Source organism: Amycolatopsis palatopharyngis (assembly GCF_003385185.1).
GTDB lineage: Bacteria > Actinomycetota > Actinomycetes > Mycobacteriales > Pseudonocardiaceae > Amycolatopsis > Amycolatopsis palatopharyngis.
Window position 1 is genome coordinate 65,389 of record NZ_PQHZ01000019.1, and the last position, 25,030, is coordinate 90,418.

Here is a 25,030-nt window from a genome sequence, read left to right on the forward strand (position 1 = left end):
TCAGGCCCCGCGGATGGCGCGCGGGCTCACCTCGTTCTCGAACGTGGCTTCGGTGAAGGTCGAGGCCGCTTCGAACCGCGTGCCGGTGAAGTCCGCGAGCCCGTTGACGGTGAAGCCGTCGAAGCCCGCGCGGTCGTGGAACAGTACGTCGCGGCACAGGAAACGGCCGCCCAGCCGTCCACTCCGGACTTCGGCAGCGGTGAACCAGGCCGGTCCGGAGATCTCGCAGCCGCTGAGGTCAGTTGTGCTGTGCAACCGGGCATAGCGCAGGGTCAGCTCGCCGATCCGCCGCCCGGAAAGGTCGAGGTACTCCAGTACGGCGCCGGTCAGATCGAGGTCGGGAGCAGGAATGTGCGGTTCCCCCGTTTTCGGCAGTAGTACGACCACGAGGCGCTGCGCGGTGAGCCGGACCTGCAGTTCGTGCTCGGCCGCGACCGAGTTGTCGTGTGTGGCGCCGCCGCCGTCGTCGTAGCGGGAATGACCGAATGGCCGGCGCAGGTAGGCGCAGAGCACGTCTAGCACCGTCTGGGTGTAGTCGACGCGGCCCTTCGCCAGTGCGGCGAGTGCATGCAGTGCGCCCACCCGTACCTGGTCCGCTTCATTCCCGAGCAGTTCGACCGACCGCGCGAAACGCTCATCGGCCACGCGCTCCCTGTCATGCTCGTGGCGTTGCCGTTCGATCTCCTGGCGAGCCTCCTCGACCCGCCGTCTGCGGTCGTTGAGCCAGAGTGCGTAGAGCGCGATCACGGCACCACCCGCGAGGCCTCCTGTGCGGAGCGCATCACTGCGGCTGGTCTGGTCTTCGGTGAGCAACCAGCCGCTGACCAGTACGAGTAGCAGTACCGAGCACAAGATCGTGCCGAGCAGCGGGGCCCGCCGGCGAAGGGATGCACCGCTCATCGAGCGGAAGGGGGATCGGTCACCAGTGAGCGCTGCAGGAGCACGGTGTCCAGCCACCGGTCGTGTTTGAAGCCGACCCCGGTGAGCCTGCCGGCCTCGGTGAAGCCGCGGCAGCGGTGCAACTCCAGCGAGGCCGCGTCACCCGTGTCGGCCACGACTGCCAGCACTTCCCGGATCCCCACCGCCGCACAGCGCTCGAGCAGCGCGTCCAGCAGCCTGCCGCCGGCGCCTTTGCCCGCGGCCGTGGGCGCGAGATAGATCGAGTCCTCGACCGTCCGGTTGTAGGCCGGTCGCGTCTTCCACGGCGTGCAGTAGGCGTAGCCGATCAGGGTCCCGTCGAACTCTGCGGCGAGAAACGGCAGACCCGCGCCGGTGACCGCCGCGAAGCGCCGCTCCCACTCGGCGGCGTCGGGTGCTGTCAGTTCGAAGGTCGCGGTGCTGGTCTCGACGTAGTGCGCGTAGATCGACCTGATCGCGGGAAGATCGTCGGTGACCGCGTCCCGGAGGCTTAATTTCTCTATAGTGGAACTGCTCACTACTATAGGATAGATGAATCTCGTCGCTCTGGGCCAGCGCGTGCAGCGGCTGCGTGCGCAGCGCGGCATGACGTTGCAGGAGCTCGCTACCGAGGGCGGAGTCAGCGTCAGCATGCTGTCCGCGGTGGAGCGGGGAGCGAAGGCGCCAACGGTGGTGGTTCTGGACCGGATCGCGACCGGCCTCGGGGTTCGGCTCGCAACCCTGGTCGCCGAGCCCGATGCCGACCGCGTCGTGATCCGCCGTGCCGCCGAGCAGGACACGGTCGCCGAAGGCGGGTGGAGCCGGACGATCCTCTCGCCCGTGGTGCCGGGCGTGAACTTCGAATGGATCCGCACCACTCTCCCGCCAGGCCGTGACGCGGGCAGCTTCCCCGCCTACGCGCCGGGCTCCCATGTGTTCGTCGTACTGCAGGAAGGGCGGCTGCGGCTGACGGTGGGCGAGCGCGAGTCTGAGCTCCGGGCCGGCGATTCGGCCTATTTCGCCGCGGACGCCGTGCACCGCTACGCCAACCTCGGCGACCGGGACTGCGTCTATTTCGTGGCCGCGTTGATCATGCGCCCCCGAACACCGAACAGCCGTCAGGACCATCCCGACGCAGGACGGTCCTGACGGCTCTCCCGAGGGTCAGTTGATGAACACGAGGCTGATGCAGAAGCCGGTCTCGTCGAAGTTGTCCGCCGACACCTCACCGGTCATCGGCTCTCCCTCCAGCGTGCCGCTGAGCTCCGCGGTGACGTAGTAGGTCCCGTCGCTCAGTTCGCCGACCCGCAACTGGGCGTCCCCGTCGATCAGGATGTCCACGTCCCGCTCGGTAAGGGATTTCTCGGCTGCACACACCATCGCCATCGACGCGGCCTTGTCGCCACTGTTGATCTTGCCGACCCAGTCCTCGATGACGACCTTCGCCGCCGCGGCCCCGGTTCCGTTGCCGGTGCCCGGGTCCGGTGAGTCGGCCTCGCTCGGCTCTGCCTCAACGGACTCGGGTTCGCTCACACCGGTCGGGCCGGCGGTCGGCGGGGTGGGCAGGTTCAGGTTTCCGCCGGATATTTTGATGCTCTGCCAGCACCACTTCTCCGCCTCCTTGTTGAGGCCGCCGTCGAATCCGATCGGGGCGCCTTCCAGCGTGACCTCGACGCTTGCCGTGTAGGAGGTCTCGGAGACCTTCTTCGGCTCGCCGAGCAACCGCGCGCCGCCGACGTCGTCGACGTTCTCGATGGCCTTGCCGACCTGTGACTCGGCTGCGCTGCACTCAAGTCCGCTCAGGGCAGCGCGGTCCTTGCTGTTCAACCCCGCGACGATGGCCTCGGCCGTCTCCTTGGGGCCTGCCCCGGACGCGTCCTCGTCACTGAGCAGGAAACCCGGCGCGAGGAAGCCGGTGATCAGGATGCCTGCGACGGCCAAGACCGCGACGGAGAGGCCGATCCACAGCCCGGTCTTGCTCTTCTTCGGTGGCGGACCGCCGAAGCCACTGAGCTGCCCGTACTGCCCACCCTGCGGATATCCGGCGTACTGCCCGTATGCCGCGTTGGGGTCGTAACCGGGCTGGCCGTACTGCCCACCGGGCTGCTGGCCGTAGCCGGGCTGCTGACCGTACGGTCCGGCAGGCTGGCCGCCCTGCTGCGGGAAGCCGCTCGACTGCGGGTAACCACCACCCTGGCCATAGGGATCGGGTTGCTGACCATATGGCTGACCAGGCTGAGGTGGGTAGGTCATGAGCCGTTCCTCCAGTGATCCTGCGCGGAAGCGGTCCCATGCCGTTTTGGGTATCGAGGCGCGCCCGCGCTGGTTGCGTCAGTGCTGCGACGCGAGCGTGGAGGCTTCGGTTCCTCCTCTTGTTCACCCGGATGCGCGCATCCTGCCTGGGCTTGTTCGATCCACGTAAAGCGGCTCCCGCCCGATCTGGATGATCGAGCGGGAGCCCGTGACGCGGTGTTTCGATGCGTGCTCAGCCGGTGGCGAGCACCTTCAGCCGGTCGTACGCCCCGTTGAACGTGTTCTGGTCAATGGGGCTGGAGGTGTACTGCCAGAAGGTGTAGAAGCTCCACCCGTTGGGCAGCGTGCCCACAGACGAGCTGTACCTGGCGATCCACAGCGGCACCGTGCCACCGAAGGACTGCGCGGTACCGACGCACTGGTTCCACCAGCTGGTGGAGGTGTAGATGACCGGCCAACGACCGGTGCGAGCGTGGTAGGTGTCATGGAAGTCCCTGATCCACGCGGCCATCGACGCCTTGCTCTTGCCGTAACAGGTGGAGCCGTAGGGGTTGTATTCCATGTCGAGCGCCCCGGGCAGAGTCTTTCCGTCGCGGGACCAACCGCCACCGTTGTTGACGAAGTAGTTGGCCTGCACGGCGCCGCTCGACCTGTCCGGCAGGGCGAAGTGGTAGGAGCCGCGGATCATGCCGATGTTGTATGAGCCGTTGTACTGCTGGGCGAAGTACGGGCTCTTGTAGCCGGTCCCCTCGGTCGCCTTCACGTAGGCGAACCGCTTGCCCTGGTTCCACCAGTACTGCCAGTCGACGTTCTTCTGCCAGCCGCTCACGTCGATCCCCGCGACGCTGGCCTGAACCCGCATATCGTCACCCTGCGCGGCCGCGGCGCTGGTGGCAGGGCTGGACTCGTCGCCTTCGACTCTGGCGATCTGCGAACCGAGTGGGTGGTCGTACTTCTTGACGTACTCATCCACGGGCATGCCGTTGATGACCTGGGTGTTCGCGGCTGCCGGGGTCAGTGCGCCGAGCAGGAGCACACTGGCCGAGGCTGCGACGGCGGTGCCGATCACGCGCCGCCAACCTCTTCGTGCAGTGGACATAGGTATCCCTTCCGAGTTGCCCTCGCGGAGGATGGCTCACTGCCTGTAGCCATCCGAGCGTCGATTGTCGCGGACAACTGTGTCGCTTGTCACTAGTTTGCGTGAAATACCCGAAACGAGTGGGTGATTTACAGGTGCAACTCTTGCGCTGGCAGCGGGAAGGGTCTTGGGATCGAACTAGCCGGTGGCGAGCTTTTGCAGCCGTTCCTGGCTGCCGTTGAAGTAGTTCTGGTCGCCGGGCAGGCTGCCCGCGTCGGCCCACTGCCAGATCGTCTGGGTGGGCCAGCCCGCGGGCAGTGCGCCGATCTCGGGGGCGTAACGCGCGAGCCACAACGGGTTGGTCGAGCCGAAGGCGTCGCTGTTGCCGGTGCAGGTCTTCCACCAGTTCGTGCTGGTGTAGATCGTCGGGTGCCGGCCGGTCAGTTCGTGGTATCTGTCCGAAAAGGCCTGAATCCAGGCCGTCATCTCCGCGGGCGACTTGTCGTAACAGGTTTCGCCGTACGGGTTGTACTCGACGTCGAGCGCACCGGGCAGGGTTTTGCCGTCCGCGGACCAGCCGCCACCGTGGTTGACGAAGTAGTCGGCCTGGGCCGCGCCGCCGGACACGTCCGGACGGGCGAAGTGGTACGCGCCGCGGATCAACCCTGTCTCGTAGGAACCGTTGTACTGCTGGGCGAATCGGGGACTCCGGTAACCGGTGCCCTCGGTCGCCTTGACGTAGACGAACTTCGCCCCGGTCTTCGCCGCGGCCGGCCAGTCGACGTCCCCCTGCCAGCCGCTGACGTCATGGCCGAGTGTCTGGTCCGCCGGGCCGTACCGGCCACTTGGCGGGACCCCGTGGACGCCCTCGTGCTTGGCGATCTGCGAGCCGGCCCAACGTTCGCCCGCGCCGGTGTAGTTCGCGGTCTCGGCGGGCGCGGGTATAGCGGTCAAGACCATGGCACTGGTCGCCGCGATCGCGGCGACTGCCAGGCCGGCGCTGCGAGGCGCGAGGTTCATCTGCATTGGGTGACTCCCAACCAACTCTGGTGGCACGTCCCTCCAGGGCATCACCATGCCTCGATAGAACGTATTTCGCGAGCTGAGAGTCACCCGAAAGAGTAGAAGTGTTCAGGTAGGACAGAGCGAAAAGGAGAATGTTCCCTCGCTCTTCAAGGGTTTACCGCTCCCGGGCGAGCGCCTGAACGAGATGCTCGGCGGGTACCACGGCCGTCACCACATCGTGTGGGTTAATCGCGACCGGGTGGCCGGCGAGCAGTTCGACCATGTCGCGGCCGAGGACCGCCCGCGCGTGCGGCCATTCCTTCGGTACCAGCGATTTGGCCGTGTAGGCCGGGACCAGTACTCGACCGTCGGTGTTGTGGAACCCGATGACCGTGCGCTGCACCGGGGACATCGCGTACACGAACAAGGTCGAGTCGAGGATGACCTTGGGCAGATCCTCCGCGGGCCGGTATTTCGTCCGGACGAGCTGCAGCAGGCGTTCCAGATCGCTGTTCGGTTCCGGAAAACCGAGCGCCTTGGGCGAGGGCCGGTAGCGGTCGTTGGGGTGGAAGTCCTCGACGATGTCGCCCGCGGCGTTCACGGGGTACGCGCCGACGACGGCCCAGGACGGCACGCGTCCGTTGGGGTCGAAGGCCTCATCGATGACGTAGAGCCAGCTGTTCGGGTTGGCCCTGGCGTTCGCCCGCATCTCCCGGGTGATCTTCGGTTTCTTCGGGATCGTCGGCTTCGAAATCAGCCGGTCCGCTTCGTCCCGCTGCGCCATATCGGTCCCCACGTCTGTCGCGTCGCCTGATGATGTGTCCGGCGGTGTCGTGTCCTTCGCTCATCCTAGTGTTGCGGCATGAGCCCTTCGCGTCCGCCTGATGCCGGTGAGTTACGAGCCGCGGTCCAGCGGGTTTCCGCCTGGCTGAGCGGAACGGAGCCGGAGCCGCCGCGTTCGGAGGTCGCCGCCGCGGTCCGGCTGAGCCTGCGCACACTCGCCGCCGACGCTCCCGGCCGCAGCGTCGAGGTGCGGGTGCCTCCGTTCGCGGCCGTGCAGTGCGTCGAAGGGCCAAGGCACACCAGGGGCACGCCACCGAACGTCATCGAGACCGAGGCCCGCACCTGGTTGGAGCTCGCCACGGGACTGCTTCACTGGGCGGACGCGGTGGAGCAGGGCAAGGTCAGCGCATCGGGAACCCGCGCCGACCTCACCCACTTGCTGCCGATCCTGCGGTTGTGACACGTCCCCAATGCCACATTGGGGACATCTGAGTTCCCGAATGCCACATTGGGGACGTTGAAGTTCCCGAATGCCACATTGGGGAACTTCGGCAGGCCCCCAGGGGTCAGTTCTTTCGGGCGATGCCGCCCGCGATGCAGTACTGAACCTGGTTGAGCGGCTTGAGCTGGGGGCCGTCCGGCCACCAGTCGGCGCACAGGACCAAGCCGGGGTCGACCATGTCCAGGCCACAGAACAACGCCTCGATCTCGGACTTCGTGCGGAAGGTGCCGCTGCCCATCGGGCTGTGCAGGAAGACGTCCTCCATCTTGCGGGCCACCGTGCTGTACTCGTTCTCCGGATCGAGGAAGTGGCTGATCGCCACATACGAGCCAGTGGGCAGTGCGTCGATGTAGTTCTGCATCATGTCGACCAGGTTGTCGCTGCCGGTGTAGTGGTGCAGGGTCCCCATCTGGAACAGCGCGATCGGCTGGGTGAAGTCGAGATGCCTGCGAACCACCTCGTCCTCCAGCACCTGCTGCGGGTTGAAGATGTCCGCCGCGGAGAAGTGCGTCTGCTCGTTCTCCTCGAGTAGCGCCCTGCCGTGTGCGAGGACCACCGGGTCGTTGTCGATGTAGACGACCGTGGAGTCGGAGTTGATCCGCTGCGCGACCTGGTGGGTGTTCTCGGCTGTGGGCAACCCGCTGCCGCAGTCCAGGTACTGGGTGACCCCGGTCTGGTGCGCGATGAACCGGGTGGCGCGAATCAGGAAGCCACGGTTCTCGGTGGCGAGGTCCTGCGCCTCGGGCGCCTTCTTCTGGACACCGCGCAGCACCTCGCGGTCGATCTCGTAGTTGTCCTTGCCGTTGAGGAACGCGTCGTATACGCGAGCGATGCTGGCCCTCGTTGGGTCGACGCCGACGGGCGGTTTCGGGTCGGTACGCGGAGCAACTTCGGTCATCCTGGCCTCACAGTCGTGAAATGGTGGACGGGCAGGTGTGCGACCTGCCGGGCTTCGGCTATGACGGGTGCCACACAGGGTATTGGTATGCGCTCGCGCCGTAAACGGAGGTCTGGGTCGCCGCCTGACCAGGACACGCACGCTGCGTGAGCAGTTGGATCTTTTCGGTGGAACCCGGGGTAGGGTTCTCCATCGCAGTGGTCGGTTGGGCAGTATCGACAGCGAAGAGCGCACAGGAGAGGACGCGGCAATGACCACGGGCGGCGCCGAACACGGTGGAGGACCGACGGCGAGGCGAATGGTCCTCGGCGCGCACCTGCGCCGGTTGCGGGAGTCGGTCGGGATCACGCGGTCCGAGGCGGGCTACCAGATCCGCAGCTCGGAATCCAAGATCAGCCGGCTCGAACTGGGCCGGGTCGGCTTCAAGGAACGCGATGTCGCCGACCTGCTGACCATGTACGGCGTGGCCGACGAGCAGGAGCGCGACAACTTCCTCGGCATGGTCAAGGAGTCCAACAAGCCAGGCTGGTGGCAGAGCTACAGCGACGTCATGCCCAGGTGGCTGGACAACTTCGTCGGTCTGGAGGAGGCGGCCTCGCGGCTGCAGGTCTACGAACTCCAGTTCATCCCCGGCCTGATGCAGACCGAGGACTACGCGCGGGCGGTCGTGAGCCACGGGTCGCCGGATCCGTACAACGACGTGATGGAACAGCGGGTCGCGTTCCGGATGCGCAGGCAGAAGATCCTGCAGAGGCCCGACGCACCCCGGTTGTGGGCGGTCATCGACGAGTCCGTGCTGCACCGGCCCATCGGCGGCCATGCGGTGCTGCTCGGGCAGATCGAGAAGCTGCTTGAGCTCACGGCGACGCCGCATATCTCGTTGCAGGTCGTCGAGATGCACCGCAGTGGATATGCCGCCGAGGGCGCGTTCACGCTGCTGCGCTTCGCCGAGCCAGAACTGCCGAACATCGCCTACATCGAACATCTCAGCGGCTCGCTGCTCATCGAGCGGCTGGACGAGGTCGAGCCGTACAGCCGTGCTCTGGACCGGCTCGCCGTCGACGCGCTCACGCCGGACCAGACACGACAGTTCCTGCTGAAGCGGCGCAGCGAGCTTCGTTCCGACCTCGACTGAGGGGCTGGCAGGGCGAGCCAGCGTAGGGCAAGGCCTACCTACTTGTTGTCACCCAAATTGGTTAATTTCGACCAAAATTCTGCTGCACGTGCATTCACACGCGCACTGGCACGTGCTACGTTCCGTGCACAATTGAATGCACGTGCAGATGCATTGTCCCCCGAGTTAGACGTCGGGAAGGTTGGGGATCATGGAGCAGGTACGTAACGGCATGTCGGCAGACCTTCTGTCGAGCGCGAACTGGCGCAAGAGCAGGCACAGCGGAGCGGTCGGCAACTGCGTCGAGGTCGCACCACTGGCAGGCGGAGAGATCGCGATGCGCAACTCGCGCTTTCCCGGCGGTCCCGCGCTGATCTACACGCGTGAGGAGATCGCCGCGTTCCTCGCGGGCGCCAAGGACGGCGAGTTCGATGACGTCCTCTCGTGATGCGGACCAGGTCGTGGAAACCGAAAAGGCCCTGCGCAGGCTGATCGACCGTGGCTACCGTTTCGTGCACCCCAGAGATGCCGACGGCGAGGTTCTCGCGGTGGTCGGAGTCCGGGCACACGGCACGGTGATCGATGTGGTCCGGCTGGAGGCCGAGGACGATGTTCTCGCGATCCGCATGCCAGCCGACGAATCGGACATCCTCGAACCTCGTACCCAGTTGTGGCGGTCCAGGGGTGAGATGCGCGTCGTAATCGACGAACTGCTCTCGCTCGGCGACCGTGAGTATGCCCCCCGCAGCGCGGAAGCCCGTGGCTGCTGGGTTCCCGGCGAGCCAGGCCGGGCCAAGTGGCTGGTGGCTTCGGCTTAGCCGGTCAAAGAGGAGTTCGACAAGGCGCGGCCCCGGTGTACCCCCTGCACCGGGGCCGCGCCTACTTGTAGTGAGGCCAGTCTCGAACTGGCGCGCAACCTCGGTCATCGGGCTGTGGCCGTCTACACTTCAGACGTAGGCAACCCTCGTCATCAGGGAGCTCCTCGGTGCTTTCCGACCAGTCCGCCACTGGATCTTCCGCGCCCGACCAGCCAGAACCCGAACCCCGCGAGGAGTGCGGCGTCTTCGGCGTCTGGGCTCCGGGTGAGGAAGTCGCGAAACTGGCCTACTACGGGCTGTACGCACTTCAGCACCGTGGGCAAGAGGCCGCGGGAATCTCCGTGGCCGACGGCCGCCAGATCGTCGTGTTCAAGGACCTCGGCCTGGTAAGTCAGGTCTTCAACGAACAGATCCTCTCGACCCTGCAGGGGCATATCGCCGTCGGCCACTGCCGCTACTCGACCACCGGTGGCGGTACCTGGGAGAACGCGCAGCCCAACTTCCGCACCACGGCGGCAGGCAGCGGGCTCTCACTCGGCCACAACGGCAATCTGGTCAACACCGCCGAGTTGAACGAACGGGCGCGTGAGCTGGGAGTCATCAGCAGGCAGGGAGCCACGACCGACTCCGATCTGATCTGTGGCCTGCTCGCCGCGGCGGCTGCCGACAAGGGCATCGAGGCCGCCGCGCTCGAACTGCTCCCGACGGTCAAGGGCGCCTTCTGTCTCACCTTCGCCGACGAGAACACGCTCTACGCCGCCCGCGATCCGCACGGCGTCCGGCCGCTGGTCCTCGGCAGGCTGGAGCGCGGCTGGGTGGTCGCGAGTGAGACCGCGGCACTGGACATCGTCGGCGCTTCCTTCGTCAGGGAGGTCGAGCCCGGCGAGTTGCTGGCGATCGACGCGGAGGGGTTGCGTTCCTCGCGCTTCGCCAACCCCGAGCCGAAGGGGTGCGTGTTCGAGTACGTCTACCTGGCCCGGCCCGACACGACGATCTCCGGCCGCGGCGTGCACGCGACCAGGGTCGAGATCGGCCGCAGGCTCGCCGATGAGCATCCTGCCGACGCCGACCTGGTGATCCCGGTGCCGGAGTCCGGCACGCCCGCGGCCATCGGCTACGCGGCGGCGTCCGGCATCCCGTACGGCTCAGGACTGGTGAAGAACGCCTACGTCGGGCGCACGTTCATCCAGCCGTCGCAGACCATCCGCCAACTCGGCATCCGGCTCAAGCTCAATCCGCTGCGCGATGTCATTCGCGGCAAGCGGCTCGTGGTGGTGGACGACTCCATCGTGCGAGGCAACACCCAGCGCGCGCTGGTGCGGATGCTGCGCGAGTCCGGCGCGCTCGAGGTGCACGTCCGGATCGCCTCGCCACCGGTGCGCTGGCCCTGCTTCTACGGCATCGACTTCGCCTCCCGCGCCGAACTCGTCGCGAACGGGGTGGACACCGACGGGATCCGCAGGTCGATCGGCGCGGATTCCCTCGGCTACGTTTCGCTGGACAGCCTGGTCGCTGCCTCCGAGCAGCCGAGGAGCCGGCTGTGCGCAGCATGCTTCGACGGCGAGTACCCGATTCCCCTGCCGGACGAGGCACTCGGCAAGAACCTGCTGGAAGGACTCAGTGGCGCGGAGGGGGCCTCCGGCCCGGCCCGGCACGTGTCCCCTGCCGGGTACGGTGCCGAGGACGCCGTCCGGCGTCCCTGATGATCCGAGAACCCAGGACGGAGTTCGCTTCGTGAGCGAGTCCACGAGCGCCACCTATGCCGCAGCAGGCGTCGATATCGACGCTGGCGATGAAGCTGTCGAGCTGCTCAAGCCGCATGCGGAGCGTGCCTCCCGCCCCGAGGTGATGGGTGGTGTCGGCGGGTTCGCGGGTCTGTTCAACCTGAAGCTGGACCGCTGGACCGAGCCGGTGCTCGCCTCGTCCACCGACGGTGTCGGTACGAAGATCGCCGTGGCCCAGGCGCTGGACAAGCACGACACCGTCGGAATCGACCTGGTGGCGATGGTCGTCGACGACCTGGTCGTGACGGGCGCGGAACCGCTGTTCCTGCAGGACTACATCGCGGTCGGCAAGGTCGTTCCCGCCCGGATCGAGGCGCTGGTCGCGGGTATCGCCGAAGGCTGCGTGCAGGCAGGTTGCGCGTTGCTCGGCGGGGAGACCGCCGAGCACCCGGGAATGATGGGCGAGGGCGACTACGACATCTCCGCCACCGGTGTCGGTGTCGTCGAGGCCTCGCAGCTGCTCGGCCCGGATCGGGTCCGGCCGGGCGACGTCGCCATCGCGATGGGATCGACGGGCCTGCACTCCAACGGCTACTCGCTGGCCAGGCACGTGCTGTTGGACATCGCCAGGATGCCGCTCGGCGGGCACGTCGAGGAACTCGGCAGGACGCTGGGCGAGGAGTTGCTCGAGCCGACCAAGATCTACGCCCGCGACTGCATGGCGCTCGTCGCGGAGGCGGAGGTGCGGACTTTCGCGCACATCACCGGCGGCGGCCTCGAGGCGAACCTGGCGCGGGTCATGCCGCGCGGGCTGCGGGCGAGCCTGGAGCGCGGAACGTGGACCCCGGCCTCGATCTTCGCGCTGATCGCGCAGCTCGGGAAGGTCGACCGCGCCGAGATGGAGCGCACGTTCAACATGGGTGTCGGCATGGTCGCGATCGTCGCGCCCGAGGACGTCGATCGCTCGCTCGCCGTGCTCACGGCGCGGCACATCCCGGCGTGGGTGCTCGGTGACGTCGGCCCGGCCGAGGACCCCGACGGCCCCCGCGCGGTCCTCTCCGGAGACCACCCTCGTTTCTGAGGCACGGCCCTTGTGCGCCTGCTGCGTACAGAGGACATCGGGGACAATGGCCGCATGGCCGATGACCTCAGGGTGAACTCGCGGCTGGTCATCCCGGCCGGCGAGCTCAGCGAGCGCTTTTCCCGCTCGTCCGGCCCTGGTGGCCAGGGTGTCAACACGACGGACTCGCGTGTCGAGCTCTCCTTCGACGTCGCGAACTCGCCGTCGCTGCGCGACGACCAGCGGGAGCGACTGCTGCGCAGGCTCTCCGGGCGCCTGACGGGTGGGGTGCTGACCATCGCGGCCAGTGAGCATCGTGCGCAGCTGGCGAACCGGGAGGCCGCACGCGAACGACTGGTGGCAGCACTCCGGGATGCCATGGCGCCACCGCCGCCGCCCCGCAGGCCCACCCGGCCGACCCGTGGTTCGAAGGAGCGCCGGATCGCGGCGAAGAAGCGTCGCGGCGATGTGAAGAAGGGACGCAGGGGTCGTTTCGACGACTAACGAATTTTCGTACATACCGGGCAGTTCTGTGGATCACCCCGGCTGGTCGGATTAGTGTGCGCCGGGTGACTGGTGCAACCCATGCGACCCCCGAACCGCCCGACGACAGCTTTCTGCGAGCCCTGACCGCCGCGACCGCCGACGCCGTCGCCCGCGCCGAGCCTCCTGGCACCGACCACGCCGGGGCCCCTGCCGAGCTACGCGAGCAGGTCACCGCCGCCGTGGCCGGACACGGTGCCGAACTGGTCGCGCTCAGCCGGGATCTGCATGCCAATCCCGAGGTCGGTTTCGCCGAACACCGGTCGGTCCAAGAGGTCGCGGCGTTGTTGCGGCGGCACGGTCACCACGCGCGCATCGGTCTCGGCGGCCTGGATACCGCCCTGATGGCGAGCGCGGGAACGTCCGGCCCGCATATCGCCGTACTCGCCGAGTACGACGCGTTGCCCGGCATCGGTCACGCGTGCGGGCACAACATCATCTGCACCACCGCGGTCGGTGGCTTCCTCGGTGCGGCGTCCGCCGTCACCGCCGCAGGCGGCCGTGTCTCGCTGATCGGCACTCCCGCCGAGGAGGGCGGCGGTGGCAAGGAAACGCTGGCTCGCGCTGGTGTGTTCGACGACGTCGACGCCGTGGTGATGCTGCACCCGTTCAGCCACGACATCGCGATGCACCCGTTCCTCGGTCGCCGCCAGCTCGAAATGGTCTTCCACGGAGTCGGCGCACACGCCGCGGCGCAGCCGTTCATGGGCCGCAACGCGCTGGACGCGGCGGTCACGGCGTACCAGGGCGTCGCCGCGCTGCGCCAGCACCTGCCACCCGGTGACCGGGTGCACGGCGTCTTCACCGACGGCGGGGCACGACCGAACGTGGTTCCCGAGCGTGCCGCACTCCTGTTCTACCTGCGTTCGATGCGGCCGGAGACCCTGCGGGACCTGGCGGACCGGTTGGCGGCCATCGCACGGGGTGCTGCCGAAGTCACCGGCTGCGGCGTCGAGCTCGTCTGGGATGCGCAGCCGCCGTACCTGCCGATCCGGTTCAACCAGGCACTGGCCGGAAGGTGGGCGGCCAACCAGGAACCGTGCGGGCGCAAGCCGTTGCCGCCGGGAATCGTGCCCGACTTTCTCACCGGTTCCACCGATCTCGGCAACCTGAGTTACCGAATGCCCGCGATCCATCCGATGATCGCCGTGTCAGAGCCCACGGTTGCCTTGCACACCAAGGAGTTCGCCATCGCCGCCGGTTCGGGCAGCGGTGACGAAGCGGTGTTGGACGGAGCGCTCGGGCTCGCGTTGACCGCGCTCGACTACCTGGCAGACGACGGGCTGCGCGAGGCGGTGCACCGCGAGTTCGCCGAAGCCGGCGGGCCACTCGACGTCCCGGAGTTCTTCGCCTGAACTCCGATTCGTAGGCACAGCAACGATCTTGGGGGTGGCGCCATGTCAAAGGCCATGCAGCAGCCCGAACAGACCCGGCTGGACAGAACACTCAACTGGATCGAACGCGCGGGCAATCGCCTGCCGGAGCCGTTCATCCTGTTCGCGCTGCTGACCTTGCTGGTCGGTGTGATCGCCACCGTGATGGCCGCGTTCAACGTGTCCGTGCTGATTCCCGGCGAGGACGAGGCGACACCGATCCGGGGCGCGTTCAGCGGTGAGGGCGTGCGCTTTCTCTTCACCGGGCTGGCGAAGAACTTCATCGAGTTCCCGCCGCTGCAAACGGTCGTGACGATCATGCTCGGTGTGGGAATGGCCGAGCGAACCGGAATGCTCGCCGCGGTGATCCGGCTGGCGTTCCGGAAGGCGCCACGCTGGCTGTTGCCCTACGCGCTGGGCTTCATCGGAGTGACCGGCAGCATCATGGCTGACTCCGCGTTCATCATCATCCCGCCGCTGGCCGCCATGGTTTTCAAGGCAGCGGGGCGGCATCCGGTCGCCGGGTTGATCGGCGGGTTCGCCGCAGCGGGAGCCGGTTACTCGACCTCGGTGCTGGTGACCAGTCTCGACGCGCTGTTCGCGGGAATCAGCAACTCGGTGGCCGCGACCCTGCCCGATCCGGGAACCACCGTCACTCCGGTGTCGAACTACTTCTTCAACGTCGTCGCCGCGATCCTGCTCAGTCTGACCGCCGGGTTCATCATCGCGAAGGTGGTCGAACCCTCGTTGGAGCGCAACAACTTCCCGCGCGACGAGGTGTTAGAGGACGTCGGTGGCGACTTCACCGGGCCGGCCAAGCCGGAGCACAACGCGCTCTCGGTGGAACTGGAACCCAAGGAGCGTCGCGCGCTTCGGGTGGCCGGGCTGACCCTGCTGGGCCTGATCGCCGCGATCATGGTGCTGGTTCTGGTGCCCGGATCGCCGCTACGCAACGACGAAGGTGGCTTCCTGCCGAAGTCACCGTTGCTCGACTCGGTGACGACCCTGGTGTTCCTGGCGTTCTTCGTGCCCGGACTCGCGTACGGCATCGCCGTCGGTGTCGTGGCCAAGGCCGCCGATGTGCCGGTGCTGATGGGCAAGGCACTCAAGGACCTTTCGGGGTTCATCGTGCTGGCTTTCATGCTCGGTCAGTTCATCGCGTTGTTCTCCTGGACCAACATCGGCGCCTGGCTCGCGGTCACCGGGGCCAATTTCCTGCAGGACATCGGGCTCACCGGGTATCCGGCGTTGCTTGGCTTCATCATTCTCGCCTCGTTGCTGAATCTGTTCATCATCTCCGGCTCCAGCCTGTGGACCTTGATGGCGAGCGTGTTCGTGCCGATGTTCCTCTTACTGGGCTTCGAGCCCGGGTTCACTCAGGCCGCATTCCGGGTGGGTGACTCGGCGACCCAGGTGATGACCCCGCTGAACCCCTACATGATCGTGTTGCTCACCTTCGTCCGGCGCTATCAGCCGGATGCGGGTCTCGGCACGGTGATCGCGAAGATGGTCCCGTTCGTGGTTCCATTTTGGACGATGTGGGCGGTGATTCTGAGCGTGTTCTACTTCGCGGATCTGCCGATGGGGCCGGGAATGGATATCCACATCGACCGGTAGTGGCCGCTAGCTGTTGATCGACCTCGGTCCGTCGGTGAATCTGTCGACATATCGGCCCGTGGACGTCGAGTACGAGCTGGCTGCTGAGGGCGCGGGCAGGGTCGTGGCGGCACCCGCACCGCTCCCGGTCGGAGTCCGCGCGTCGGGCCTTTCCCGCGCCACCTCCCTCGGCCGCGGGATCGGTGTTCGCGGTGCGGGAATCGCGGAGGCACGCCACCACCGGCGGGTGAGCAGGGCGCCGCCCGCCGCGCTGATCGTGTTGAGCATGACGTCATCCACCGAGGTCACGCGGCCTGCGTTGATCAAGTACTGTCCGGTTTCGATGATCGTCGAGATCAGTAGCGCTCCGAGTGACACCCGGATGAGTGACCGATATGCCGGAAATCGGAGTGGGATGAGGGCCCCTAACGGGGTGAGCAGGATGAGATTGCCCCCGATTTGCCAGATCGAGCCGTGCGGTGCCACCGCGTCGAGCACGTCGGTTCCCGGCAACAGGTGCAACGTGGAGCCGGCGGATCGGTCGATCGGCATCGCGACCAGACAGAAGATGAACGTGGCCGCGGTGACGAGGCCGACGTCGATTCCGGCCATGAGCCGGGCCAAGCGGGGCACGTAGACCCGCGATCGGCGCGAGGTCAGGAGGTGCCAGGCGAACGCCGCGAGCGGTAGCGCGGCGAATGCGACAGGGATGAGATCGGCGAATGTTCCGAGCAGTGACTTCACCACGCCTCCTTCTCGAACGCGACTTGTCGTCACCTTTGCACCCGGAAACCGGGGCTGCGCGTGGAGAAGGAGGCCCGTTGAGGTGATCTTGAAACGGGCGGCGACCGTGCGACTGTGCTAGGGCCGCGTCAGCTATCAGTGCTGGTCAGCCGGTCGGCGAAGAGCCAATAAGACCAGCACCATGACACCGATCAGCACGTAACTGCTCCCGAGCAGGTGCTGCCACCACGTCCATCGCAGCTCCAGGTCATGGGTCTGCGGGAGGTGGCTGTGCGGTCCGATCGCGAACACCGCGAGTACCAGCCCGACCAGGATTCGCACCCCGAGGCCGCTGCGCAGCGCCAGCCGGACCAGCACCACGGCGCCCGGGATGATCCACACCCAGTGATGCGACCAGCTGACCGGTGACGCCAGCAGCCCGAACACGGCGATCGCCAGTAACGCGCCGACCTGATCGCCCGCGGCCAGCGCTCGCCTGGCACCGATCCAGGCGAGCGCCAGGGCCACGGCGACCAGGGTCAGCCACAGTGCGGTCTGAAACGTGCCCTCGGGCAGCAGCCGGTAGAGCACGGCTCGGAAATTCTGGTTGAACGCGTAGGCGAGGCCCCCGATGCGCTCCGGGTCGAGCAGCGAGTCGAACCAGTACCGCGCTGTGTCCGATGGTGCCAATGCCCAGGCGAACAGACCGAAGCCCACGAAAGAACCGCAGGTCACAGCGGCGGCGCGATACTGCTTTCGGGCCAGGAAGTACAGCACGAACACGGCCGGGGTCAGCTTGATCGCGGTGGCGAGGCCGATCAGCAGGCCGCGTGGCCAGCGGGTACGGGGCAGCAGGCAGTCCAATGCCACCAGGCCCATCAGGATCAGGTTGATCTGGCCGAAGCTGATGGTCTGCCTTGCGGGTTCGAACACTGCCCAGGCAGCGGCGGCTCCCACTCCGACGACCACGGCGACGCTCCGGCGCCCGTACAACCGGCCACTCACCGCGAGGGTGGTCGCGAGCAGGCCGAGCACGCTGATGGCCGTGATCAGCACCTTCGCCACATGCCACGGCAGCAGCCATACCGGCGCGAACACGATCGCGGCGAACGGCGGGTAGGTGAACGGCAGCCGCATACCGGGCACCAGGTCGGGGAACCGCTCCGAGTAGAGGCCGATCCCGTGCAGCCACGCGTACCCGCCCGCGCGGTAAACGTGCAGGTCGAGAAAGCCGGGCCAGATGAGGATGAATGCCAGGGCGGTCACGCCGAGTGCGATCAGCAGGCCTTTGGAAAGGCGGGTGTGCCGCTTCAGTTCGGCAGCGTCTGCCGCGCGGACGCCGTGGCGCCGCGACACGGAAATCTTGCTGCTCAACCCCTGGCCCCCAGCTCGCGAATACCGCACGATGTGCGGCCGATCCTAGGGTGAGGCTGGCGCCACCCGACGTTCAGCTCAGGTTGGGCACGGCTCCTTCTGTTCGTGCTCGCTCACCTGAGGGCCGGCGCAGCGCCAGCCAGATCAGCGAGCCGAGGCCGACGAGCACGTAACTCGAGCCCACCAGGTGCTGCCACCACACCCACTGGAGTTCGGCTTCGTGCAGCTGCGGCAGGAAGGTGTGCGGCCCGACTACGAAGATGAGGCCGAGCAGTACCAGCAGCCCGCGGAGCAGCGCGCTCGCACGGTGGCCGGTTCGTGGCAGGATCACGGCCGCAGGGGCGACCCACACCCAATGGTGCGACCAGCTGATGGGCGAGGCGAGTACGGCCCAGCAGGCGATGGCCAGCAGTGCGACGACGTCGTCACCTGCGGCGCGTGCTCGTCGTGCGGCGATCCAGGCCAGAACGAACGTGCCTGCGACGAGCAACGCCCACACGGCCGATCGCACGAGACCTTCGTCCAGCACCCGGTGCAGGATTGCTTGGTAGGACTGGTTGAACGCGTATGCCACGCCCACCGTGGTGTCGGTCCTCGGCAGGAAGTCGAACCAGTACTTCAGGGACTCCCCGGGAGCGAGGGCGAATCCGGCCAGGGTGAAGCCGCCGAACGACGCCAGGCTGACGGCCGCCGCCCGGTACTGGCGGCGCACCAGGAAGTACAGCACGAACACGGCCGGGGTCAGCTTGATCGCGGTGGCGAGGCCGATCAGCAGGCCACGCGGCCAGCGGGTACGGGGCATCAGGCAGTCCACCGTCACCAGCCCCATGAGGATCAGGTTGACCTGGCCGAAGTTGATGGTCTGCCGGACCGGTTCGAGCACCAGCCCGGCCGCGGCGACGCCGAGACCGATCACCAGCGCGAGCGAACGCCGGCCGTACACGCGGTAAGCGGTGACGACCACCGTCGCGACGAGGCCGAGCACGCTCAGGAAGGTCAGGACGAACTTGGCGAGGTGCCACGGCAGCAGATAGAGCGGACTGAACAGGATCGCGGACAGCGGGGGATAGATGAACGGCAGCGGCGATCCGGGCACGAGCCCCGGAAAATCGGGCGAGTAGAGGCCGATCCCGTTGAGCCAGGCGTAGCCGCCGGTGCGGTACACATGCAGGTCCACGAAACCGCTGATCAGGATCGCGTAGGTGGCCACCGAGACCACCAGGACTGTCAGCGCGATCCGCACCAACCGTTGATGACGCTGGTACTCGTCCGGAGCCGAGGTGATTCCAACCCGGTCGAGAACGGATCGATAGCTGAGCAAACCGTAACCCCTTGGACTCGTATGCCAAATCGTTACAATAGCGGATGGCCTCGCTCAGCTGCGCCAGTGGTACTGCCGCTCGGGCCGCCCGGTGCCGCCGTAGCGAAGCCGTACCTCAGCCTGTCCGGTGGCCGAGAAGTGCTCGAGGTAACGCCGCGCGCTCGGCCGGGAAAGCTCGGTGACCCGGGCACATTCGGTGGCCGACAGCCCGTCGGGGTGGTCGCGGAGTGCCTGCCGAACCAGCTGCGCCGTCTGTTCGGTCAGTCCCTTCGGCAGCGTGCCCCCGGAGCGAGGCCTGCCGCCGAACACCGCGTCGACGTCGTGCTGTCCTGCACCCGTCTGTGCCGAAAGCCGGTTCAGTTTCTCGTGCAGGGAGCCGAAGTGCTCGAGTTGATCCCGCAACGCCGCGTACGGAAACGGCTTGATCAGGTAGTGCAGCGCGCCACCGCGCATCGCGCTCCTGATCGTTTCGACGTCACGTGCCGCGGTGATGACCACAACGTCGGTGTCCACGGTTGACGGATCGGCGCGCAGCTCGCGAAGGACCGCGATGCCGTCCAGATCGGGCAGGTAGATGTCCAGGAGGACCAGGTCGGGTTTGAGGTCGTTGACCGCGCGCAACGCGTCGGCTCCCGTGTGCGCCACTCCGACCACGGTGAACCCGGGCGTCCGCTCTACGTATCCACTGTGGACCTTGGCCACCATGAAGTCGTCGTCCACGACCAGAACCCGGATCACGTCGTCACCTTCGCCGCATCGGCGAGTATCGGCAGTTCCGCGGTGAACACCGCACCTCCAGCGTTGTGTACCTGTACGGAACCGCCCCGCCTGCGGCAGATCTGCCGGGTGATCGCCAGCCCCAGCCCGCGCTGGCCGGCATCCTCGGCGGCCTTCGTGGTGAAGCCGTGGGTGAAGACCTCCGTGGCGATCTCCGGTGCGACACCGGGGCCGGAGTCGCGAACGACGACCGCGACCGTATCGGACTCCTGCCGGATCTCCACCTCGATCCAGTCGCCGCCGGTGCCGTGCAGCGCATCCAGTGCGTTGTCCACGAGGTTGCCCACCACGGTCACCAGATCACCGGACAGCCGTTCGTCCACTGAAGCGAGGCTGCTGGTTTCGGTGAGCCGTAGCCCGATTCCCTGCTCCGCGGCGAGACTCGCCTTCGCGATCAGCAGCGCCGCGACGGCGACATCGCCGATATGTGTGGTGACCTGGTCGTGCCACTCGTCGTGCGCCCGGCTGACCAGGTCGACGTAGTTGCGCACTTCCTCGTACTCGCCCAGTTCGATCAATCCGGCGATGGTGTGCAGGCGGTTGGTGAACTCGTGCGCCTGGGCGCGAAGGGTGTCCGTCGCCCTGGAATTGGCGGCGAGTTCCTCGCGCAGGGCGACCAGTTCGGTCCGGTCGCGTAACGTCGCCACGGCGCCGAGTTCGCGACCGTCACGCGCGACCGCCATCCGGTTCATCACCAGCACCCGCCCCGCGCGCAGCACGATCTGGTCGGCTCCGCTCGCCGTTCCGATGAGGACGTCCCGCAGCCGTTGGTTGAGGTCGAGGTCGGCAACGCGTACACCGACACATTCCTGCGGAAGGGCCAGTAGCTCCCGTGCCTTGTCGTTGACGAGGGTGATGCGGCCCTGCTCGTCGAGGGCCACCACGCCTTCCTTGATCCCGTGCAACAGCGCCTCGCGGTGCTCCACCAGCCCGGTGATCTCGCGGGGTTCGAGACCGAGGGTCTGCCGCTTGACCCACCAGGTGATGAAGACCGAGCCGGCGATGCCGATCAGGGTCGCGATCACCAGCAGGGCCAGCGCGTTACCTGGAGAGTTGGTCACGCCCTCGAAGAACCCCGGCATCTCCTTGCCCGCAGCGACGATCCCGAGGATCTCACCGTTCTTGTCGAGCACGGGAACGTGCGCCACGAGGTAGTCGTCCACCTCCCCGACCCAGGCGCGGCCTACGGTGACCGTGCTCTCGCCGAGCGGCAGCGCGTCGCGGATCTGCCGTGGATCCGGTGAGGTCAGCACCTTCCGATCGGGGCTGGCGATGATCACCGAGTCCGCGCCGGAGAGGCTGCGTGCGCTTTCGGCGAAGATCGGGAGTGCGTCGCGCCGCACCGGATCGGCCAGGCTGGTGCGTACCCCCGGCGTCGCCGCGACGTTTTCCGCCACGGACAGCAGCTTCCGGCCCTCGGTGTCGGTGAAACTCTTGCCGGACTGGATCACCGAGAAGGTGACCACGCACGCCAGCAGCGCGAAGACGATCGCCAGCTGCCAGCCCAGCAGTTGGCGGGCGAGGGAACCCTGTACGCCCACGCCACACCTCCGTGTGTTCTGTCTCGCTTGACCGGACCTCCAACTATGACACCTCGCCGGCGCTGCGCCACGTGACCACAAAGAACACAAGTACCGAAAGGCGCGTAAGGGAGACAGCGGGCCAGCGCCGGGGGAGCATGACCGATCAGGCGGATGCTGACAGGCGTGGCGGATCGGCGGGGTTGCGTTTCATGGTGATTCGTGGAACTCGGCCGACGAAGTCCCGCTATCGAGGCGGCAGGGCGTAGAGCAGCGAGACTGGAAAGTCTTCTGGGAAGTCAGAGCCCTGGCGACTCGATCGCGGACCCGAGTTCTCAGACAAGCACTGAGGCCGGCGTCACACGGTCCGGCGAACACGAGCAGGACAGAAACACGAGCACATCGAGGTGCACTCCGCATGAAGAACCCGAAGACCTGGCTGGCGGTGCTGGGTGCCGCACTGCTGGTACTGGTCGTCCCACCACTGGTGTCCGCGGGTGGTGACGAGAGCGGCTCACAGATCCGCGGCCTGCGGTTCATGGTGCCGAACTCCCCAGGTGGTGGGTACGACATCACCGCGCGCACGGCGGCGAAGACCATTGAGGACGCCGAGTTCAACGGCAACATCGAAGTGTTCAACCTGCCCGGAGCAGGTGGCACGGTCGGCCTCGGCAGGCTGGTCAGTGAACGCGGAAACGCGAAACTGGCCATGTCGATGGGACTCGGCGTTGTCGGCTCGGTCTACACCAACCAGTCGCCGTCCTCACTCCAGGACACCACGCCGATCGCCCGCCTGACGGAAGAGTCCGACATCGTCGTGGTGGCGAAGGACTCCCCGTACAAGAACATCGGCCAACTGGTCGAAGCCTGGAAGAAGGACCCTGGTGCGGTCCCGGTCGGTGGTGGTTCCTCCCCCGGCGGGCCGGACCATCTCGCGCCGATGCTGATGGCGAAAGCCGTCGGTATCAAGCCCCGCCAGGTTCGGTATGTGCAGTACGACGGGGGCGGTGAGCTGATGGCCTCGGTACTCGGCGGAAAGGTCGGTTTCGGGGTTTCCGGAATCGGCGAGACCCGCGACCAGATCGATGCGGGAGAGCTGCGCGCGCTCGCGGTGACGAGCCCGAAGCGCGTGCCGGGTATCGACGCTCCCACCCTGCAGGAGTCCGGAGTGGACGTCGGCTTCACCAACTGGCGCGGAGTGGTCGCACCGCCCGGCATCAGTGACGAGGACCGGGACAAACTCGTGACGATGTTCAGCAGGATGCACGGAACCGAGCAGTGGCAGGAAGCACTGCGGAAGAACGGCTGGGGCGACGCGTTCCTGACCGGAGACGAGTTCGGTGCCTTTCTGAAGTCGGAGAACAATCGCGTGGTTTCGGTACTGAAGGAGTTGGGGCTGGCATGACTTCCTCGCTCGGTAACTCGTCCACGGAAACTGTGAACACTGTGGACAGCCCTGTGGATACCTTCGGGAACTCGGCACCGCCGCCTTGGTGGCGCGCGCATTCCGAACTCGGAATCTGTGTGCTGATGCTGGTGCTCGGTGTGCTTGTGCTGACCGACGCGCTGACCATGCCGGCCGATTTCACCCAGCGCGGGCCGATCGGACCGAAGACCGTGCCGGTGGTCGTCGGCTCGTTACTCGTGCTCGTTTCGGTTCTGCTGGCCCGCAATGTGTTGCGCGGCGGCCGGGGTGAGGCCGAGGCGGGCGAGGACATCGACCTCGCCGCGCCGACCGACTGGCGCACCGTGCTGCTGCTCTCCGGAGCGTTCCTGGCCAATGCGGCACTGATCGGCACCGTGGGTTTCCCGATCTCCTCGGCGATTCTGTTCTGGGGTGCCTGTTATGCCCTTGGCAGCCGCAACTTCGTCCGCGACCCATTGATCTCCGCAGCGGTCGCGGTGATCACCTGGGTCATGTTCAACGAGCTGCTCGGGGTTCCGCTGCCCGGTGGGCCGCTGATGGAGGTGCTCTGATGATGCGTCCGCCAATTCGCACTTTCCCGGGAAAGTGCGCGAAGGGCATTCCCGTGACCTGGGATGAGCGGTTCCGGTCTCGCACTTTCCCGGGAAAGTGCGAGCAGAACTGGCCCGGTGCGGGTGCGGAATCAGGCGTTGTGCTGGAGGTGTGCTGACCGTGGACTCGTTCTCCCTGCTGATCGACGGGTTCGGTGCCGCACTGACCCCGCAGAACCTGATGTTCGCCGTCATCGGCGTGATCCTCGGTACGGCGATCGGAGTGCTGCCGGGGATCGGCCCGGCGATGGCCGTGGCCCTGCTGCTGCCGGTGACCTTCGGGCTCGACGCCTCCGCTGCGTTGATCATGTTCGCCGGCATCTACTACGGCGGCATGTTCGGTGGATCCACCACATCGATCCTGCTGAACACACCGGGCGAGAGCGCGTCGGTGGTGACGGCGATCGAGGGCAATCCGATGGCCAAACGCGGCCGGGGCTCGCAGGCTCTCGCCGCGGCCGCGATCGGTAACTTCGTCGGCGGCATGATCGGCACCCTCGGGCTCGTCGTGCTCGCACCGACCATCGCCTCGCTCGCGGTGAATATCGGGGCGCCCGACTACTTCGCGATCATGGTGCTGGCGTTCATCGCTGTCACCTCGGTACTCGGCCGGTCGCGCATCCGCGGCTTCTCCTCACTGCTGATCGGTCTGACGATCGGCCTGATCGGTCTCGACCAGATGACCGGGCAGTCCCGGCTGACGTTCGGATCACTGCACCTGGCAGACGGCATCGACGTGGTGATCGTGGCGGTCGGATTGTTCGCGGTCGGCGAGTCGCTGTGGGTCGCGTCGCGGCTGCGGCACGGGCAGGAAAAGCCGATCCCGGTCGGTCAGCCGTGGCTGGGCCGTAGCGACCTGCGCCGCACCTGGCGGCCGTGGCTGCGCGGGCCGGTGATCGGCTTCCCGTTCGGCGCGATTCCCGCCGGTGGTGCGGAGATCCCGACGTTCCTCTCCTACGTTGTCGAGAAGCGGCTGTCCCGGCGCAAGGACGAGTGGGGCAAGGGCGCGATCGAAGGGGTCGCCGGCCCGGAGTCCACGGCCAGCGCCTCAGCAGCCGGCACGCTGGTGACGATGCTGACCCTCGGGCTGCCGACGACGGCGGTGGCCGCGGTGATGCTGGTCGCGTTCCAGCAGTACGGGTTCCAGCCGGGGCCGCTGCTGTTCGAGCAGGAGTCCGGTCTGGTGTGGACGTTGATCGCGAGCCTGTTCGTCGGGCTGGCGCTGCTGCTGGTGATCAACCTGCCGCTCGCGCCGCTGTGGGCGAAGCTGCTGCGGATTCCGCGCCCTTACCTGTACGCGGGCATCCTGTTCTTCGCCAGCGTCGGCGCGTATGCCGTCGGCGGCGAGGTGATCGACCTACTGCTGCTGTTCCTCGTCGGGCTGCTCGGGTTCGCGATGCGCAGGTACGGACTACCGGTGCTGCCCGCGGTGATCGGGGTCATCCTCGGCCCGGCAGCCGAACTGCAGATGCGGCGGGCGTTGCAGATCAGCGACGGTGAGCTGATCGGCCTGGTCAACTCGCCGATGGCACTGGTGGTTTACGCGATCATCGCGGTGATCCTGGCCTGGCCCCTGGTCCGCAGGTTCCTGCCCAGGGCCGAGGTGAGTGAAGAACGCATCGACGCCTGATGCCGTCGCCGAGGCCCCCTGACTC

General features: G+C 67.0%; 25 protein-coding genes. 13 read left to right on the plus strand and 12 right to left on the minus strand.

The genetic code is table 11. The annotated features are described in order from the left end of the window. Both D0C15_RS16520 and D0C15_RS16525 read right to left on the minus strand, forming a co-directional pair. The gene (locus D0C15_RS16520; protein ID WP_116046231.1) at nt 1–900 is read right to left on the minus strand and encodes a pentapeptide repeat-containing protein; all 900 of its coding nucleotides are present in this window, start codon (nt 898–900) and stop codon (nt 1–3) included. Continuing rightward, nucleotides 897–1,436, minus strand: a complete 540-nt coding sequence (locus tag D0C15_RS16525; RefSeq protein ID WP_245975876.1) for a GNAT family N-acetyltransferase — start codon at nt 1,434–1,436, stop codon at nt 897–899. The genes D0C15_RS16520 and D0C15_RS16525 overlap by 4 nt, the downstream gene beginning before the upstream one ends. A gap of 13 nt (nt 1,437–1,449) precedes the next feature. Here D0C15_RS16525 and D0C15_RS16530 point away from each other — a divergent pair, with 13 nt between their 5' ends. Next, nucleotides 1,450–2,046 carry a helix-turn-helix domain-containing protein gene (locus D0C15_RS16530; protein ID WP_116046236.1) on the plus strand — a complete coding sequence of 199 codons (597 nt, stop codon included), beginning with the start codon at nt 1,450–1,452 and terminating at the stop codon, nt 2,044–2,046. A 15-nt stretch (nt 2,047–2,061) separates the two neighbouring features. Here the strand turns inward: D0C15_RS16530 and D0C15_RS34725 are convergent, their stop codons facing one another. The 4 genes from D0C15_RS34725 to D0C15_RS16550 all read right to left on the minus strand — a co-directional run bounded on the left by D0C15_RS34725 (nt 2,062) and on the right by D0C15_RS16550 (nt 6,017). Continuing rightward, entirely contained in the window at nt 2,062–3,150 is a 1,089-nt protein-coding gene (locus D0C15_RS34725) for a hypothetical protein (protein ID WP_211323223.1), read from the minus strand. Between the two features lie 232 nt (nt 3,151–3,382). Then, entirely contained in the window at nt 3,383–4,249 is an 867-nt protein-coding gene (locus D0C15_RS16540; protein WP_116046239.1) for a lysozyme, read from the minus strand. A 177-nt stretch (nt 4,250–4,426) separates the two neighbouring features. Next, nucleotides 4,427–5,248 (minus strand): lysozyme, encoded by an 822-nt coding sequence (locus D0C15_RS16545; protein WP_425455400.1) that lies wholly within the window; start codon nt 5,246–5,248, stop codon nt 4,427–4,429. A gap of 160 nt (nt 5,249–5,408) precedes the next feature. Further along, nucleotides 5,409–6,017, minus strand: coding sequence for a type VII secretion system-associated protein (locus D0C15_RS16550; protein WP_116046242.1), 609 nt, complete (start codon nt 6,015–6,017; stop codon nt 5,409–5,411). A gap of 78 nt (nt 6,018–6,095) precedes the next feature. Here D0C15_RS16550 and D0C15_RS16555 point away from each other — a divergent pair, with 78 nt between their 5' ends. Next, complete coding sequence (locus tag D0C15_RS16555; protein WP_162830101.1) at nt 6,096–6,476, plus strand: sterol carrier family protein; 381 nt, start codon at nt 6,096–6,098, stop codon at nt 6,474–6,476. Between the two features lie 106 nt (nt 6,477–6,582). On the opposite strand, the gene D0C15_RS16560 is transcribed toward D0C15_RS16555, so the two are convergent. Next, entirely contained in the window at nt 6,583–7,416 is an 834-nt protein-coding gene (locus tag D0C15_RS16560) for an SAM-dependent methyltransferase (protein ID WP_116046245.1), read from the minus strand. 250 nt (nt 7,417–7,666) lie between these two features. Between D0C15_RS16560 and D0C15_RS16565 the strand changes: the two genes are divergently transcribed. From D0C15_RS16565 to D0C15_RS16600, 8 genes are all read left to right on the plus strand, one after another. After that, entirely contained in the window at nt 7,667–8,551 is an 885-nt protein-coding gene (locus tag D0C15_RS16565) for a helix-turn-helix domain-containing protein (RefSeq protein WP_116046248.1), read from the plus strand. 190 nt (nt 8,552–8,741) lie between these two features. Then, nucleotides 8,742–8,978: a DUF397 domain-containing protein gene (locus tag D0C15_RS16570; RefSeq protein ID WP_425455401.1), complete on the plus strand. Its 237-nt coding sequence runs from the start codon at nt 8,742–8,744 to the stop codon at nt 8,976–8,978. Beyond that, the gene (locus tag D0C15_RS16575; RefSeq protein WP_116046251.1) at nt 8,962–9,348 is read left to right on the plus strand and encodes a hypothetical protein; all 387 of its coding nucleotides are present in this window, start codon (nt 8,962–8,964) and stop codon (nt 9,346–9,348) included. The genes D0C15_RS16570 and D0C15_RS16575 overlap by 17 nt, the downstream gene beginning before the upstream one ends. 167 nt (nt 9,349–9,515) lie before the next feature. Then, the gene (gene purF / locus D0C15_RS16580) at nt 9,516–11,051 is read left to right on the plus strand and encodes an amidophosphoribosyltransferase (protein ID WP_116046253.1); all 1,536 of its coding nucleotides are present in this window, start codon (nt 9,516–9,518) and stop codon (nt 11,049–11,051) included. 31 nt (nt 11,052–11,082) lie between these two features. Further along, a complete protein-coding gene (gene purM / locus D0C15_RS16585) occupies nt 11,083–12,153 on the plus strand; it encodes a phosphoribosylformylglycinamidine cyclo-ligase (RefSeq protein ID WP_116046255.1) in 1,071 nt (356 codons plus the stop codon). A 54-nt stretch (nt 12,154–12,207) separates the two neighbouring features. Continuing rightward, nucleotides 12,208–12,636, plus strand: coding sequence for an alternative ribosome rescue aminoacyl-tRNA hydrolase ArfB (gene arfB / locus D0C15_RS16590; RefSeq protein WP_116046371.1), 429 nt, complete (start codon nt 12,208–12,210; stop codon nt 12,634–12,636). Between the two features lie 65 nt (nt 12,637–12,701). After that, the gene (locus tag D0C15_RS16595) at nt 12,702–14,030 is read left to right on the plus strand and encodes a M20 family metallopeptidase (protein WP_116046261.1); all 1,329 of its coding nucleotides are present in this window, start codon (nt 12,702–12,704) and stop codon (nt 14,028–14,030) included. Between the two features lie 42 nt (nt 14,031–14,072). After that, entirely contained in the window at nt 14,073–15,665 is a 1,593-nt protein-coding gene (locus D0C15_RS16600; RefSeq protein WP_116046264.1) for an AbgT family transporter, read from the plus strand. A gap of 6 nt (nt 15,666–15,671) precedes the next feature. Here D0C15_RS16600 and D0C15_RS16605 read toward each other — a convergent pair whose 3' ends face one another. The 5 genes from D0C15_RS16605 to D0C15_RS16625 form a co-directional block, all read right to left on the minus strand. Continuing rightward, complete coding sequence (locus D0C15_RS16605) at nt 15,672–16,388, minus strand: VanZ family protein (RefSeq protein ID WP_116046268.1); 717 nt, start codon at nt 16,386–16,388, stop codon at nt 15,672–15,674. 135 nt (nt 16,389–16,523) lie between these two features. Continuing rightward, a complete protein-coding gene (locus tag D0C15_RS16610) occupies nt 16,524–17,741 on the minus strand; it encodes a glycosyltransferase 87 family protein (RefSeq protein ID WP_245975878.1) in 1,218 nt (405 codons plus the stop codon). A gap of 73 nt (nt 17,742–17,814) precedes the next feature. Beyond that, entirely contained in the window at nt 17,815–19,062 is a 1,248-nt protein-coding gene (locus D0C15_RS16615; RefSeq protein ID WP_162830102.1) for a glycosyltransferase 87 family protein, read from the minus strand. Between the two features lie 54 nt (nt 19,063–19,116). Continuing rightward, nucleotides 19,117–19,800 carry a response regulator gene (locus D0C15_RS16620; protein WP_116046275.1) on the minus strand — a complete coding sequence of 228 codons (684 nt, stop codon included), beginning with the start codon at nt 19,798–19,800 and terminating at the stop codon, nt 19,117–19,119. Continuing rightward, nucleotides 19,797–21,380: a sensor histidine kinase gene (locus D0C15_RS16625; protein WP_116046277.1), complete on the minus strand. Its 1,584-nt coding sequence runs from the start codon at nt 21,378–21,380 to the stop codon at nt 19,797–19,799. The genes D0C15_RS16620 and D0C15_RS16625 overlap by 4 nt, the downstream gene beginning before the upstream one ends. A gap of 397 nt (nt 21,381–21,777) precedes the next feature. On the opposite strand from D0C15_RS16625, the gene D0C15_RS16630 reads away from it, so the two are divergent. The 3 genes from D0C15_RS16630 (at nt 21,778) to D0C15_RS16640 (ending at nt 25,005) form a co-directional block, all read left to right on the plus strand. After that, on the plus strand, nt 21,778–22,764 hold the full coding sequence (locus D0C15_RS16630; RefSeq protein ID WP_116046279.1) for a Bug family tripartite tricarboxylate transporter substrate binding protein: 987 nt from the start codon (nt 21,778–21,780) through the stop codon (nt 22,762–22,764). Beyond that, entirely contained in the window at nt 22,761–23,336 is a 576-nt protein-coding gene (locus tag D0C15_RS16635; protein WP_116046282.1) for a tripartite tricarboxylate transporter TctB family protein, read from the plus strand. Before D0C15_RS16630 ends, D0C15_RS16635 begins: the two co-directional genes overlap by 4 nt. 220 nt (nt 23,337–23,556) lie before the next feature. Beyond that, nucleotides 23,557–25,005, plus strand: coding sequence for a tripartite tricarboxylate transporter permease (locus D0C15_RS16640; RefSeq protein ID WP_116046374.1), 1,449 nt, complete (start codon nt 23,557–23,559; stop codon nt 25,003–25,005). The last annotated feature ends 25 nt before the right edge of the window (nt 25,006–25,030 follow it).

Bases quoted from the DNA above. Each gene is read 5' to 3' on its own strand.
- D0C15_RS16640 (WP_116046374.1), top strand. From the start codon at position 23,557: ATGTTCGCCGTCATCGGCGTGATCCTCGGTACGGCGATCGGAGTGCTG.
- D0C15_RS16530 (WP_116046236.1), top strand. From the start codon at position 1,450: ATGAATCTCGTCGCTCTGGGCCAGCGCGTGCAGCGGCTGCGTGCGCAG.
- D0C15_RS16560 (WP_116046245.1), bottom strand. From the start codon at position 7,416: ATGACCGAAGTTGCTCCGCGTACCGACCCGAAACCGCCCGTCGGCGTC.
- D0C15_RS16555 (WP_162830101.1), top strand. From the start codon at position 6,096: ATGAGCCCTTCGCGTCCGCCTGATGCCGGTGAGTTACGAGCCGCGGTC.
- D0C15_RS16570 (WP_425455401.1), top strand. From the start codon at position 8,742: ATGGAGCAGGTACGTAACGGCATGTCGGCAGACCTTCTGTCGAGCGCG.
- arfB (WP_116046371.1), top strand. From the start codon at position 12,208: ATGGCCGATGACCTCAGGGTGAACTCGCGGCTGGTCATCCCGGCCGGC.
- D0C15_RS16550 (WP_116046242.1), bottom strand. From the start codon at position 6,017: ATGGCGCAGCGGGACGAAGCGGACCGGCTGATTTCGAAGCCGACGATC.
- D0C15_RS16520 (WP_116046231.1), bottom strand. From the start codon at position 900: ATGAGCGGTGCATCCCTTCGCCGGCGGGCCCCGCTGCTCGGCACGATC.
- D0C15_RS16635 (WP_116046282.1), top strand. From the start codon at position 22,761: ATGACTTCCTCGCTCGGTAACTCGTCCACGGAAACTGTGAACACTGTG.
- D0C15_RS16565 (WP_116046248.1), top strand. From the start codon at position 7,667: ATGACCACGGGCGGCGCCGAACACGGTGGAGGACCGACGGCGAGGCGA.
- D0C15_RS16545 (WP_425455400.1), bottom strand. From the start codon at position 5,248: ATGAACCTCGCGCCTCGCAGCGCCGGCCTGGCAGTCGCCGCGATCGCG.
- D0C15_RS16575 (WP_116046251.1), top strand. From the start codon at position 8,962: ATGACGTCCTCTCGTGATGCGGACCAGGTCGTGGAAACCGAAAAGGCC.
- D0C15_RS16540 (WP_116046239.1), bottom strand. From the start codon at position 4,249: ATGTCCACTGCACGAAGAGGTTGGCGGCGCGTGATCGGCACCGCCGTC.
- D0C15_RS16630 (WP_116046279.1), top strand. From the start codon at position 21,778: ATGAAGAACCCGAAGACCTGGCTGGCGGTGCTGGGTGCCGCACTGCTG.
- D0C15_RS34725 (WP_211323223.1), bottom strand. From the start codon at position 3,150: ATGACCTACCCACCTCAGCCTGGTCAGCCATATGGTCAGCAACCCGAT.
- D0C15_RS16600 (WP_116046264.1), top strand. From the start codon at position 14,073: ATGTCAAAGGCCATGCAGCAGCCCGAACAGACCCGGCTGGACAGAACA.